Origin of the sequence: Caballeronia sp. dw_19 (assembly GCF_018449515.1) — a bacterium.
In the GTDB taxonomy this organism is placed as follows: domain Bacteria; phylum Pseudomonadota; class Gammaproteobacteria; order Burkholderiales; family Burkholderiaceae; genus Caballeronia.
The window spans coordinates 1-13,721 of sequence record NZ_JAAVUQ010000003.1 but is presented as its reverse complement, the minus strand read 5'-3'; the positions used below and the strand labels follow the sequence as shown (position 1 = coordinate 13,721).

10 protein-coding genes are annotated in these 13,721 nt (G+C 60.1%); 5 read left to right on the top strand and 5 right to left on the bottom strand.

Going from position 1 to position 13,721, the window contains the following annotated elements; translation table 11 throughout:
- Nucleotides 1–119 precede the first annotated feature (119 nt).
- Nucleotides 120–1,289 (top strand): MFS transporter, encoded by a 1,170-nt coding sequence (locus HB376_RS04865; RefSeq protein ID WP_213762315.1) that lies wholly within the window; start codon nt 120–122, stop codon nt 1,287–1,289.
- A gap of 1,010 nt (nt 1,290–2,299) precedes the next feature.
- Here the strand turns inward: HB376_RS04865 and fahA are convergent.
- From fahA to HB376_RS04840, 5 genes are read right to left on the bottom strand one after another with little or no spacing between them, the layout of a single operon-like run.
- Nucleotides 2,300–3,616, bottom strand: coding sequence for a fumarylacetoacetase (gene fahA / locus HB376_RS04860; RefSeq protein WP_213762314.1), 1,317 nt, complete (start codon nt 3,614–3,616; stop codon nt 2,300–2,302).
- Nucleotides 3,613–4,965, bottom strand: a complete 1,353-nt coding sequence (gene hmgA / locus HB376_RS04855) for a homogentisate 1,2-dioxygenase (protein ID WP_213762313.1) — start codon at nt 4,963–4,965, stop codon at nt 3,613–3,615. The genes fahA and hmgA overlap by 4 nt, the downstream gene beginning before the upstream one ends.
- A gap of 22 nt (nt 4,966–4,987) precedes the next feature.
- Nucleotides 4,988–5,197, bottom strand: coding sequence for a DUF2783 domain-containing protein (locus HB376_RS04850; RefSeq protein ID WP_213762312.1), 210 nt, complete (start codon nt 5,195–5,197; stop codon nt 4,988–4,990).
- Between the two features lie 11 nt (nt 5,198–5,208).
- Complete coding sequence (locus HB376_RS04845) at nt 5,209–6,876, bottom strand: FAD-dependent oxidoreductase (protein ID WP_213762311.1); 1,668 nt, start codon at nt 6,874–6,876, stop codon at nt 5,209–5,211.
- 19 nt (nt 6,877–6,895) lie between these two features.
- On the bottom strand, nt 6,896–7,852 hold the full coding sequence (locus tag HB376_RS04840; protein ID WP_213762310.1) for an MBL fold metallo-hydrolase: 957 nt from the start codon (nt 7,850–7,852) through the stop codon (nt 6,896–6,898).
- 187 nt (nt 7,853–8,039) lie between these two features.
- Between HB376_RS04840 and HB376_RS04835 the strand changes: the two genes are divergently transcribed.
- From HB376_RS04835 to HB376_RS04820, 4 genes are all read left to right on the top strand, one after another.
- Nucleotides 8,040–8,867: an EAL domain-containing protein gene (locus HB376_RS04835; RefSeq protein ID WP_213762309.1), complete on the top strand. Its 828-nt coding sequence runs from the start codon at nt 8,040–8,042 to the stop codon at nt 8,865–8,867.
- 558 nt (nt 8,868–9,425) lie between these two features.
- Entirely contained in the window at nt 9,426–10,817 is a 1,392-nt protein-coding gene (gene dalD, locus HB376_RS04830) for a D-arabinitol 4-dehydrogenase (protein ID WP_213762308.1), read from the top strand.
- A gap of 118 nt (nt 10,818–10,935) precedes the next feature.
- Nucleotides 10,936–12,417 (top strand): xylulokinase, encoded by a 1,482-nt coding sequence (gene xylB, locus HB376_RS04825; RefSeq protein WP_213762307.1) that lies wholly within the window; start codon nt 10,936–10,938, stop codon nt 12,415–12,417.
- Between the two features lie 128 nt (nt 12,418–12,545).
- Nucleotides 12,546–13,493 (top strand): sugar-binding transcriptional regulator, encoded by a 948-nt coding sequence (locus HB376_RS04820; RefSeq protein WP_213762306.1) that lies wholly within the window; start codon nt 12,546–12,548, stop codon nt 13,491–13,493.
- Nucleotides 13,494–13,721: the final 228 nt, after the last annotated feature.

Below are 13,721 nucleotides of genomic sequence, written 5' to 3'. Positions count from 1 at the left end.
GGTTTCCACCGAGCAAACGCAACAACGTTCGGTACAATTTGATTCCTTCAGCTCGCCCGAGCCTGCGTTCTTCACCCCGATAACGCGCGACCGGCCAGCACTCAGTCACCGCTTACCTCATGCCTCTGCCCCTTCTCGCCCTCGCCATTGCCGCGTTCGGTATCGGCACGACCGAATTCGTCATCATGGGCTTGTTGCCCAACGTCGCGCGGGATCTCGGGGTATCCATCCCCGCAGCCGGCATGCTTGTGTCGGGTTATGCGCTGGGCGTGACTATCGGCGCCCCTATTCTCGCTATCGTCACCGCGAGAATGCCGCGCAAGAAAGCGCTGATGAGCCTGATGGGCGTATTCATCGTCGGCAATCTGCTGTGCGCCATCGCGCCGGGTTACTGGATGCTGATGGCCGCGCGCATTTTGACCGCGTTCTGTCATGGCGCGTTCTTCGGCATCGGCTCGGTAGTCGCCGCGGACCTGGTCGCGCCCAACCGCCGCGCGCAAGCCATCGCGCTGATGTTCACCGGCCTCACGCTGGCGAACGTGCTCGGCGTGCCGCTCGGCACCGCGCTCGGTCAGGCGGCCGGCTGGCGCGCGACGTTCTGGGTGGTGACCGTGATCGGCCTTGGCGCGGCTGGTGCGCTGGCCGTGTGCCTGCCGAAGCACATCGAGATGAGGGAATCGAGCATCCTGCGCGAATTCAATGTGCTCAAGAATCCGCAGGTGCTGATGGTGCTCGGCATCAGCGTGCTGGCATCGGCGAGTCTCTTTTCCGTGTTCACGTACATCACGCCGATCCTCGAAGACGTCACCGGTTTTTCACCGCACGCGGTCACGTTGGTGCTGTTGTTGTTCGGGCTTGGGTTGACGGTTGGAAGCACACTCGGCGGCAAGCTCGCGGACTGGAAGCTATTGCGCTCGCTGCTGACGTTTCTTGTGTCGATCATTGTGGTCCAGGCCATTTTTGCCGCCACGATGCACGCCGCCATTCCCGCGATGATCACCGTCTTCGTCTGGGGCGTGCTGGCTTTCGCGATCGTTCCACCGTTGCAGGTGTTGATCGTGAACCGTGCAAGCGATGCGCCGAATCTTGCGTCTACGTTGAATCAGGGTGCGTTTAACCTCGGCAATGCGATTGGCGCGTGGCTCGGGGGCATGACGATTGGCGCGGGGGCGGCGCTCACGGCGCTGCCGTGGGTGGGCGTGGTGATGGCCTGCGGTGCGTTTGGATTGACGTTGCTGTCGGCGTCGATGGATAGACGGGCGCGGCGCGCGAGCATCGGCGTGGTTTAGTTTCGCTCGCGCCGGTGGACGGGGGGGTTTGGGGGTTGGTGGTCGGTCGGTTTCGGGGTTGGCGGGTGGGGTCAATGGCGGGGTGCTAGGTTCTGGGGGTGGCGGTCGGGTTCATTGCCGGGTTGCTGCTTTCAGAGTTAGTGGTCTGCATGAGTCGGATTTTCTCTTTATCACTGTTAGCCACTGTGCGTGGCGGCACGTCATTTCTTTGTCCAAAGCGACAAAGAAACGAAGCAAAGAAAACGCTTTTAAACCACGCTACCCTAAGTGTCCACAGCGTGCAGTTTCTATTCATAGGTGCCCCAAAAGCACGGTGCTCGCCAGAGCCACGGATGTGTGAAACCCTCCTTCTCCGAACACCGATACCCACACGCTTCGCCACCAGTGATTGAACCTGCCCAAGGAGCACCCCGCGCTATCCGCGGAGGACCAACCACCGAATTTGTACGCGTAACGAATCACACGGCCAACCCACCAAATACGGAAGCCGCAGAATGCGTGGAGCCATACCCACGAAGAAAACCGTACAAGCCACGCAATGAACTCACCAAATGCCGAAGCTGTTAATACGTATCTGGTCGCGTGGCCCAAAAAATAGCTGCGCAGACCAAGCAGTCAACCCACCAAAACACGAAGCAGTAAAGACGCGTGAGGCCGTACGGGTTTCTGGGCGCCTCGTGCTTGCCCGAGAGCGTACGGGGCGAAGCGTGTTCATGTCAGGATTCGCGAGAAGGAGGGGTTCAAACATCCTTCGCTCTGGCGAGCACCGTGCTTTTGGGGCACCCATGAATGAAAACTGCACGCTGTGGACACTTAGGGTAGCGTGGTTTAAAAGCGCTTTCTTTGCTTCGTTTCTTTGTCGCTTTGGACAAAGAAATGACGTGCCGCCACGCACAGTGGCTAATAGTGATAAAGAGAAAATCCGACTCTCGCAGACCACTAACGCCGAAAGCACCCACCCGGCATCAACCCCAACCGCTACCCCCAAACCCTGGCATTGACCCCAACCACTAACCCGGAACCTCGGCCACGCCCCGCGCCGGCAAAACCACACCTCGGCATTCGCCGAACCCCACCCGATACCCCTCCCCCTGACACCATCCGGTGAGCGTCAATTCATCCCCATCTTCAATAAACCTGCGCTCGCCGCCCTCGTCCAGCGCAATCGGACGCTGCCCGTTCCACGTCATCTCAAGCAAGCTCCCGCATGAATCCGGCGTCGGCCCACTGATCGTGCCGGAACCCATCAGATCGCCCACGCGCGTGTTGCAACCCGCCACCGTGTGATGCGCAAGTTGCTGCGCCATCGACCAGTACATCAGCTTGAAATTAGTCCGCGTGAGCTTCGTCGCCGACGCAGCCAGCGCCGGCCGCAAATGCACTTCAAGCTCGATATCGAATGCATGATTACCAGCGTGGCGCAAATACGGAAGCGGTTCAGGTTCCTGCTTCGGCGTGGCGGCACGGAACGGTTCGAGCGCATCGAGCGTGACGATCCACGGCGAAATCGTGGTCGCAAAACCCTTCGCGTTGAATGGCCCGAGCGGCACGTATTCCCATTGCTGGATATCGCGGGCGCTCCAGTCGTTAAGCAACACCATGCCGAAGATATGCGACTCCGCATCTTCACAGTCAATCGGCTCGCCCAGCGCATTCCCCGCGCCAACGATAAACCCCATCTCCAGTTCAATATCCAGCTTCCGGCATGCACTGAACACCGGCCGATCAGCATCGGGCAACTTGATCTGGCCGCTCGGCCGGCGCACCGGCGTCCCGCTCACGATCACCGATGAAGCGCGCCCGTTGTACCCAATCGGCATCTCCGACCAGTTCGGCAGCAACGCGTTCTTCGGATCGCGGAACATGGAACCCACATTGGTCGCGTGTTCCTTCGACGAATAAAAATCCGTGTAGCCAGGGATATCGATAGGCAAATGCAGCATCGCACTCGCCCGGGGTATGAGCGCGCGTGGACGCAACGCCGTGTTGTTTTTCAGCGTATCGCGATGGGCGGCAAGCAACGCGCTCACCTGGACACGAACGTGTCGCCATGTATCCCTTCCCAATGCGATAAATGCATTCAGCGTGGGCTGCGCGAACACCGGTTCGCATTCGATCAACCCCGCTCGATACACAACGGCGAGGTCGAGAATCCAGTCCCCGATCGCCACGCCCGCGCGCGGCAACGGATTGACTTCATCGGTGAAAATGCCGAACGGCAGGTTCTGGATCGGGAAGTCGCTTGATGGATTATTCGCGGATTCGATCCAGCTTTTAAGCGCTGGATTGCGCGTCGCTTCAAGCGCTTCATGAGTTGAAAAACTCATCGTTGCTCCGGGTTGAAATGTTTGGTCAGTCCCTGCCAGCACTCGTAGTAATGCGCCTGCAATTGCGCGGTTTCCAGAGCGAAGCGGGTTGGCTTGATCAGCATGCGTGTCTCGAACATGAACGCCATCGTGTCGCCTACTTTCACGGGCGTCGATGTATCCGCGTTCGATGCCTTGTCGAAGGTCCCCGCGTCCGGCCCATGTCCCGACATGCAGTTATGCAGGCTCGACCCTCCCGGCATGAACCCTTCGGATTTCGCATCGTAGACGCCATGCACGAGGCCCATGAATTCACTCGCGACGTTCCGATGAAACCACGGCGGCCGGAACGTATCTTCGTTTGCAAGCCAGCGCGGCGGGAAAATCACGAAGTCGATGGCGTCCACTCCCGGCGAATCCGTCTGCGATTGCAGTACAAGAAAGATCGACGGATCGGGGTGATCGAAGCTGATCGAACCGATGGTGTTGAACAGCCGCAGGTCGTATTTGTACGGCGCATAGTTACCGTGCCACGCGACCACGTCGAGCGGCGAATGGCCGATATCCGCGCGCCACAACACGCCGTTCATCTTCGCGACGAGTTCAAACGCGCCCTCGCGGTCTTCATAAGCCGCGTGCGGCGTGAGGAAATCGCGCGGGTTCGCAAGACCGTTCGAACCAATAGGCCCAAGGTCCGGCAGCCTCAACAAAGCGCCGAAGTTCTCGCAAATGTAGCCACGCGCGGTGCCGTCCGGCAACGCGACGGAAAAACGCACACCGCGCGGAATGACCGCTATTTCAAAGGGTTCTATATCGAGCTGGCCGAGTTCAGTCGCAATCGACAACCGCCCTTCCTGCGGCACGATCAGCAGTTCGCCATCGGCGTTGTAGAAGAAACGATCCTGCATCGAACGGTTCGCGGCATAGAGATGGATCGCGCAGCCTTGCATGGATTCGGCCGCGCCGTTGCCGGCCATCGTCACCCAGCTATCGATGAAATCCGTGGGCGCATCGGGCATCGGCAACGGGTCCCAGCGCAGTTGATTCGGCGGCGTGGGCGGCACCTCGGCGAAGTTCGCGACGAGCTTCGCGCGCAGGTCATTGCCTTCAATCTGAGTGAACGGTTGATGCACCGCCGCCGGCCGTATCCGATACAACCACGAGCGCCGATTGTGCCCGCGCGGTGCGGTGAACGCAGTGCCCGAAAGCTGCTCGGCATAGAGACCGTAGTTCACACGTTGCGGTGAATTGCGGCCGAGCGGCAGCGCGCCGGGCAACGCCTCGGTGGCGAAGTCGGCGGCAAAACCCGATTGATAGTGGCGGCTCGCGTCGGTGTGACTCGTGAACGCGCCGGGCGATTCTGGTTTCATGGTCTTGTCCTTTTCTACAGTTTCATACGCTGGCGGTTGAAGTCACAACGCCGCTGCGTGCCATCGACATCGCTTCGCGCAGCACATCCATATCGCCGATCTGGTTCGACAGCAGCAGGATCAGTTTTGCGTTCACTAGCTGGCTTTCGTCGTTGCCAAGGTCGCGATGCATGTCGATCAGCGCTTCATAGAAGGCATCGGGATCGACGAGGCGCAAGGTGGTATCAAGCATGGCGAACCTCATCATGCGGGCTGGGTTTCGTTCAGGGCGCAAGTTGCGCGGGCAAGTGCTTCGCGGACGGTCTGAGGTTCTAACGAACGAGTGCGCATCGCGATGTGCTGATCCGGGCGCAGCAAATAGAACGTGCCAGGATGTGCATCGAAACGTTGGGACAGGAGACCTTTCACGTCTTCCAGTACCTCAACACCTTCACGAGATTTAACGTCGGAACCCGCTGGCACGATCAAAAATACCTTCATTTGCGGGCGAAAATCTTTCAATACGGTCAGCGCATCCGACGATTCACCAAACAGTACACCCGCAAACGACGACCCCAGGCGCTGCAAGAACCATCCGTTGCGGCCAGCAAAAAACACAGGCGCATCCGCCACCACTGCACCCGGCACGAGCGCGCAATGGAAGGCATCGCGGTCCGGCGTGTTCAACGGCGAATCATGCAGCACCGAAGCCGTCGATAACCGTCCGCTATTCACTATCCGCCGCGCAAACGCGCAATCTTTCGCGAGCCGCAAAGCGGCGTCGCGGAACACTCGGGACACGTCGCTCTTCGGCGTGATGAAATCGGTTGAACGCGTGGAGTGGCGGATGTTTTCATCGGCGGCGGCTTCGCGCTCGCTGGCGTAGGTGTCGAGCAAGGCATCGGGTGCATCGCCGTCGATCACCAACTTTAATTTCCAGCCAAGATTGTCCGCGTCCTGCACACCGCTGTTCGCGCCGCGCGCGCCGAACGGCGATACGCCATGCGCCGAATCGCCCGCAAACAGCACTCGCCCGTGACGAAACTTGTCCATGCGCTGGCATCGGAACGTATAGACGCTCACCCATTCCAGTTCAAATTCAACATCCGGTCCGAGCAACGCGCGCACGCGCGGAATCACACGCTCCGGCGCTTTCTCCGCGATGGGGTCGGCGTCCCAGCCCAACTGGAAATCGATGCGCCACACATTGTCCGGCTGCCGATGCAGCAACACCGATTGATTCGGATGAAACGGCGGATCGAACCAGAACCAGCGCTCGGTCGGGAAGTCGGCTTTCATCCGCACATCGGCGATCAGGAAGCGATCCTTGAACGTGCGGCCGTGGGTATCGAGATGCATGAGTGCACGCACCGGGCTACGCGCGCCATCGGCGGCGACCACGTAATTTGCTCGCAACGTATACGGACCGTCAGGCGTGTCAATCTGCAGCGAAGCGAATTCATCGGACTGCGTAATACCCATGACCTTGTTGCGCCAGCGGACATCGAGCAAAGGCAACTCGCACGCCCGCTCAGCCAGATACCCTTCGACGTAATACTGCTGCAGATTGATAAACGCGGGCCGCGCATGATCCGCTTCGGGCAACAAATCAAACGCGTAGAGCAGTTCGTTTTGCAGGAACACCTTGCCCACGTTCCAGCTCACGCCCTTCGCGACCATTGGTTCGCCGCAGCCGAGCCGATCGAATATCTCGAGCGTACGTTTCGCAAAGCAGATAGCGCGCGATCCCGTCGATAACGTGTGGTCATCGTCGAGCAGCACGACCGGGGTGCCCTGCTGCGCGAGGTCGATCGCGGTCGCGAGACCCACCGGCCCCGCGCCGATCACGACGACCGGGTGCAGCGGCGCATCGCCATCTTGATCCGATGAGCGGCGATACTCGAACGTAAGCGCCTGAAAATCGATAGCCATGGTCATTGTTCGTCGCCAATCAGCTTTCGAGCGTTTCCCACATTTCCTTGTCGCGCTGCGCCGTCCAGATGCGCGGATCGCGATATTGCGTGGCTTCGTCGAAGGCGCGCGTGACATCGAACGGCATGCAGTGATCGAAGATGACCCAGTCGCCAAACTTCGGCTTGAGCGCGGCATACGTGAGCTTGTAGATCTCGTTGAGGTCCTTGCCGGCTGCGGCGCCCAACTTCACTTGATTGAACAGTTCGCTAACGAAAGCCCGCGTTCCCGCGATACCGTCCGCCACTTGGCTCGGCGTCTTCAGCGCAGCACCGCGGCCGGGTACCAGCTTCTCGGGATTGAACGCCGCGAGCGCGTCGAGCGTTGCCGGCCAGTCCTGGTAATAGGCATCGCCACAATAAGGCGTCGCGCCGTATTCGACCAGATCGCCGGACAGCATCACCTTGTCTTGCGGCAACCACAGCACCGTATCGCCTTTGGTGTGACCTCGGCCGAGCTGCATGATCTTCACTTCGAGCTTGCCTAGCCAGAGCGTCATCTCGCCTTTGAAGGTAAGCGTTGGCCAGGTCAGCCCCGGCACTGATTCCACTGCATTGAACAGGCGCGGAAAACGCTCGATCTCGCTCTTCATGTCCTGCTCGCCGCGCTCGACAATCAGGTCGTACGTGTCCTGGCTGGCGATGATCTGCTGCGCGCCATACGCCGACGCGCCGAGCACCCGCACCGCGTGATAGTGCGTGAGCAGGATGTATCTGATGGGTTTGTCCGTGACTTCGCGGATCCGGCGAATCACGTCTTGCGCCATGACGGGCGTGGCTTGCGTGTCGGCGACGAGCACCGCGTCGTCGCCAATCACAATGCCCGTATTCGGATCGCCTTCCGCCGTGTACGCGTAGGCGTGCTCGGACAGGCGCTCGAATGTCACTTTCTTTTCCGCCAAGTCCGCCTGCGATGCAAATTTCTTCTCGGCCGCCATGAAAGTCTCCTGATGGGTTTGTCGCCTCAATTACGAATAGTAAAATTAATTACGATAAGTGAAATTATTGTTAACCCTAGTCATATGCGTCGAGTTGGTTTCGGGTCATATGAATATGTGGATTTTGTGCAAGGCGTCACGCGCGGCACTGCTACCATCGACGCTACACCTCTCACACTTTCCCTTCATGATTGCCCCAACCGTCCAGCAACTTGTTTCTCGCGCCGCGGACTATCCGTTTCCCGGCGCGCGCATCGTCATGGGCGAGGGAGCGAGCGCGAGTACGGCCATCGCGTTTTACGAAGGGTTTTGTCTGGCGAGCGCGTATGAGCCTATCTTCGATGTCACCACGCGAGGCTTGCCGCAATCGCTGACGGCATCGGTGGAAAGTGCGGAGCGTTTCGGCGATGAACTCGGCTTCCAGGCGCTTACCCTCACTTCCGATGGCGCGTCGTTCGATCCGTTCGCGCAACTCGACGACGACCCGAGGCTGGTCGAACTCGACCGGCTCTCACGCGCATTGCACGCGTTTAATTTTTTTGGCGCACAGCGGCCGGGTTTGCTGTTCCTGCGTGTCCATGAGCGTCTGCTGAAGAGCGTGAAATACGATCATGGCAAGCACTTCTCTTCGGTATTGATCGAGTTTGGGTTGAATCCGGCGCGGATCGTCATCGAGTTGCCGCCGGCGGCGGTTGCGCATCGGACGTTCCTCGGGTATCTCGTGAAGAGTTATCAGAAGTATGGATTCAAGGTCGCGGGAAATTTGCCCAATGCCGGGCAGATCATGTCGGTGTCGGATATGGCTCGGCTCGATTTCATCAAGATGGATGCGGGTTTGGCGTTGAGGGATTCCGTGGTGAAGCCGTTGGTGGGGTATGCGCACCGGCTAAAGATTCCGCTCATATTTAGCCACGTCGGAGACGAAGCGCAATTCGAAGCGCTGCAGCAATTTGATGTGAGTTTTGTACAAGGGCCCGCGTTTGAGGCGCATGCGATTGGGCCGGGGGGACGGTAGGGGCGTTCGCCCCCCTGACCCCACGGCCCTCCAGATCCGTCCACCTTTACGAGCGAAAATTCACCGGGCGGTGAACCGCCATTAATAGGCATGACGATGCCTGAAATCGTCGCGGCAGCTTCACTCAACAAATACAAAATCGGTGCGGCTGCTTCGACGCGCAATACGCAGGGTGATCTTCAATCCCCACCGGCACCGCCTGACTCGATATATCAACAACACCACGCCACTGGCATCCGCCGCCATAAGCTGACCGAAATCTGCAGCGCAAATCGATGCCATAGATACCAAGGCGTCAGATTTTGTGCACCGCAATAGCCTTCATGTCACGCCGAACCATCCAAACCACAGCCCCAAAATCCACGCAAAAACGCAAACCGAAATGCTGCGTAGTGCCTTGACTTTCATCGAATCGAATACGATCATTCGCTCACAGAACGAGCAAATGATCGACGCAACACGGATTTGGCTCAGCGCCCACTTCGCGTTCGACGACAACGAGACACAGCACAGCGCCCGGCACCGCATGAGGCGCATCCAGATCAGAGGAAGGACGACATGACTACCGAAAGCCACGCAGCCGCCGACGTGATCCTGCACATCGGCGCGGGTTCTTTTCATCGTGCGCATCAGGCCTGGTATCTGCACAAGCTGATTGAATCCGGCGATACGCGCTGGTCTCTGACGGTCGGCAATATTCGCGGCGACATGAATGCCGTGCTGGAAGCGCTGGCCGCACAGAACGGTACCTATACGCTGGAAACCGTCACGCCGCACGGCAAGCGCGCGTATGAAACCATCCGCTCGATCACGAAGGTCGTGCCATGGGCGGCGGACCTGAACGCGCTTGTGGCGGCGGGCGCTGCGCCCGAATGCAAGATCGTGTCGTTCACGGTGACCGAGGGCGGTTATTACCTCGATGAACACCATAAGCTGGATACGGCGAATCCGGATCTGGCCGCCGACCTGAAAGGCGCCCGCACGACGATTTACGGCGCACTCGCCGCTATTCTCGACGCCCGCATGAAGCAGAACGCGGGCAAGGTGACGCTGCAGAACTGCGACAACCTGCGCAGCAACGGTGATCGATTTAAAGCCGGCATGCTCGAATTCCTGCAATTGCGTGGCGAAACTGCCCTGCGCGAATGGATGATCGCGAATACGTCATGCCCGAACGCAATGGTCGATCGCATCACGCCGCGTCCCACGCCCGATGTCCGCGAGCGCGTGCTGGCCGCCACCGGTTTCGACGATAAAGCCCCCGTCATGGGCGAAGCGTTTATCCAGTGGGTGATCGAAGACGAATTTATTGCAGGGCGGCCGGCATGGGAAAAAGTCGGCGCGGAAATGGTTCACTCGGTACTGCCGTACGAGGAAGCCAAAATCCGCATTCTCAACGCAACACATAGTTGTATTGCGTGGGCGGGAACGCTCGTCGGGCATCAATACATTCACGAAGGCACGCAGGACGCCGATATCCGCGCGCTCGCCGAAACCTACGTCACCGAAGACGTGATTCCTTGCCTGTCGCCAAGTCCGATCGACCTGGCCAAGTACCGCGATGTGGTGCTCGACCGCTTCGTCAATCCGTATATCCAGGATACGAATCAACGCGTGGCCGCCGATGGCTTCTCGAAGATCCCCGGTTTTATCGCGCCGACTTTGCGTGAATGTTTTGCGCGCCACGTCGATCCGAACGCGACGGCCATGTTGCCCGCGCTGTTCTTCCGCTTCCTCGAACGCTGGCACGAAGGCAAGCTGCCGTACGCGTACCAGGACGGCGTAATGGACCCCGCCACCGCGCACGCTTTCTTCGAAGCGGACGATCCGGTGAAGGCTTTCGTCGCCGATAAACTGCTCTGGGGCAGCCTCGCGCAAAGCGCCGATCTGGAACGCGTGCTGCGCGCGGCGCTTGGCCGTGTCGATGCCTGGCTCGCCACGCGGGCCTGAGCAGCTTACTCATCTTCATGCCTGTCCGGTGTTATTGCCAATGGCGTAACACTGGCAGCGGCGCTACATTAGCGCCTCCGGTTTCCCGTGGCTTTAAGCCTTCATCAAGGGTTCGTCCATGTATTTAGGCATCGATCTCGGCACCTCCGAAGTAAAAGTTCTCCTGCTGGCGAGCGACGGCAATGTCGTCGGCACGGCGGGCACGCCCTTCACCGTTTCGCGTCCGAAACCCCGCTGGTCCGAGCAAAATCCGCTCGACTGGTGGAACGGCACGCGCGCCGCGCTCTTCGCTTTACGCGATAAATTCCCGCAGGAGTTCGCGCAAGTGCGCGGCATCGGTTTGTCGGGACAGATGCACGGTGCAGTGCTGCTCGATTCCGAAGATCGCGTGCTGCGGCCGGCGATCCTTTGGAACGACATGCGCAGCGACAAGGAATGCGACGAGTTGACCGAGCGCGCGTCGCAGTTGCATGAAATCGCCGGCAATCTCGCGATGCCCGGTTTCACCGCGCCGAAGTTGCTATGGGTGCAGCACAACGAGCCGGAGATTTTCAATCGGACGGCATGCGTGTTGCTGCCGAAGGATTATCTGCGGCTGCATCTGACGGGCACGAAAGTATCCGATCCGTCGGACGCCGCCGGCACCTTGTGGCTCGATGTCGCGCGCCGCGACTGGTCCGACGAACTGCTTGCCGCCTGCAACATGACGCGCGCTCAAATGCCGGCGCTGGCCGAAGGCAGCGAGCCGTCCGGCACGCTGCTGCCCGCGCTCGCCCGTGAACTCGGTTTGCCCGATGGCGTGATCGTCGCGGCCGGCGGTGGCGACAACGCGGCAAGCGCGGTGGGTATCGGCGCGACGGAACCGGGCGATGGTTTCCTGTCACTCGGAACATCGGGCGTGCTGTGCGTAGTCGGCGACCGCTTCCGGCCGAATCCATCGTCGGCGGTGCATGCGTTCTGTCACGCCATTCCTGATCGGTGGCATCAGATGAGCGTGGTGTTATCGGCCGCGAGCTGCCTGCGCTGGGTCTGCAAGCTCACCTCGACCGACGAACCGACGCTGCTTGCTGAAATCGCCGCGCTCGATCCCGCTGCGCTTGAGATCGCGCCGCTCTTCCTGCCGTATCTCAGCGGTGAGCGTACGCCGCATAACGACCCGTACGCGCAAGGCGTGTTCTTCGGCATGACGCACGCAACCGACCGCGCGTTGCTCGGTTACGCGGTGCTTGAAGGCGTGACGCTCGCGCTGACCGATGGCCTCGACGCGTTGCAGGCTGCCGGCACGGAAGTGCACGCGCTGTCGCTGCTGGGCGGCGGTGCGCGCAGCAAGTACTGGGGCCAGTTATTAGCCGACGCCCTCAACACCCGCACGCGCACGCACGGCGGCGGCGAGACCGGCGCGGCGCTTGGCGCGGCACGGCTCGGCTGGCTGGCGGCGGGCGGTGATCCGGCCGTGGTGCTTGCCAAACCACCCGTGAAGGATGAGTTCATCCCGAACGCGGAACGCCATGCGATTCTGCGGCAGCGGCTGAAGGGTTTCCGCGAGTTGTATCGGCACGTGCGCCCGTTGTTCGATCCGGCGCGTCCGCGGCTCGCGTGATGGTTTAAAAGGCGGCCGGGGAGTTTCTGCCCTCAGGCGCCGAGCGTGCACAATGTCGATCTTTCGCGTGCCTTTATGGCGCGCGATTCTCTTTGTATTCGACACGAACGACCAGATATCGAGCCACCGTGCCCAAGTCCAACGAAAAACTCGATCTCGCCACCCGCGCCGCGTGGCTGTATTACGTCGCGGGCAATACGCAGAATGAAATAGCGGAGAAACTGCAGATCTCACGGCCCGTCGCGCAGCGACTGGTCGCGTTCGCGGTCGAAAAGAACCTGATCCGCGTACGCGTGGACCACCGGATTGCCGATTGCCTTGCGCTGGCGGCGAAGTTATCGAAGCGATACGGTTTGTCGATGTGTGAAGTCGTGCCTATAGACGGCGATTCGCCTGAGCAAGTGGACCGCAAACTGGCGGTCGCGGGCGCGCAAGTGATGGAGCGTTATCTCACCGATGAAAAACCGCTGGTGATCTCGATCAGCACCGGCCGGACGCTGAAGGCCGTGGTCGCGCAGATTGGGCAACTGGAGCGTCCGCAGCACCGCCTGGTGTCGATGGTAGGGGCTATTGCCCAGGACGGTTCCTCGAACCGCTACGACGTCGCGCAGCACCTCTCCGAGAAGACCGGCGGCAAGCATTTCATGTTGCCCGCGCCGTTGATGGCTGACAGCCGGGCCGAGCGTGAGCAATGGTGCAATCATCGGCTGTATCGGATTGTTGATGCGTTGTCCGGGAACGCGGATGTCGCGTTTATTGGGATTGGCAATATTGGGATTAATTGTCCGTTGCATGAGGATGGGTTTATCACGACCGCCGAGGTGGAAGAGATGATGCAGGCCGGCGCGGTGGCGGAGTTGCTCGGGCTGCCGATTGATGCGCAAGGCGTGCGGGTGCAATCGACGACTGGCGAGCGTGTGACGAGTTTGCGGCTGGATGCCCCGCCGAAGCGGCCGACTATAGGGTTTGCGGGCGGGTTGAGAAAGCGTGACGCGGTGATCGCCGCGTTGCAGGGGAAATGGCTTTCCGGGCTGGTGACGGATGAGTTGTGTGCGCAGGCGGCGCTGGACGCTTGAGGGTGGTCGGGATGTTGGTGGGGTCGGGGTTTGGGCCGGGTTGGTCGGGTTCGGGGTTAGCGGTCGGGGTCAGTGCCGGGTTGGTGCTTTCAGTGTTAGTGGTCTGCGAGAGTCGGATTTTCTCTTTATCACTGTTAGCCACTGTGCGTGGCGGCACGTCATTTCTTTGTCCAAAGCGACAAAGAAACGAAGCAAAGAAAGCGCTTTAACCGCTCTACCCTAAGTGTC

Bases quoted from the DNA above. Each gene is read 5' to 3' on its own strand.
- HB376_RS04865 (WP_213762315.1), top strand. From the start codon at position 120: ATGCCTCTGCCCCTTCTCGCCCTCGCCATTGCCGCGTTCGGTATCGGC.
- fahA (WP_213762314.1), bottom strand. From the start codon at position 3,616: ATGAGTTTTTCAACTCATGAAGCGCTTGAAGCGACGCGCAATCCAGCG.
- hmgA (WP_213762313.1), bottom strand. From the start codon at position 4,965: ATGAAACCAGAATCGCCCGGCGCGTTCACGAGTCACACCGACGCGAGC.
- HB376_RS04850 (WP_213762312.1), bottom strand. From the start codon at position 5,197: ATGCTTGATACCACCTTGCGCCTCGTCGATCCCGATGCCTTCTATGAA.
- HB376_RS04845 (WP_213762311.1), bottom strand. From the start codon at position 6,876: ATGGCTATCGATTTTCAGGCGCTTACGTTCGAGTATCGCCGCTCATCG.
- HB376_RS04840 (WP_213762310.1), bottom strand. From the start codon at position 7,852: ATGGCGGCCGAGAAGAAATTTGCATCGCAGGCGGACTTGGCGGAAAAG.
- HB376_RS04835 (WP_213762309.1), top strand. From the start codon at position 8,040: ATGATTGCCCCAACCGTCCAGCAACTTGTTTCTCGCGCCGCGGACTAT.
- dalD (WP_213762308.1), top strand. From the start codon at position 9,426: ATGACTACCGAAAGCCACGCAGCCGCCGACGTGATCCTGCACATCGGC.
- xylB (WP_213762307.1), top strand. From the start codon at position 10,936: ATGTATTTAGGCATCGATCTCGGCACCTCCGAAGTAAAAGTTCTCCTG.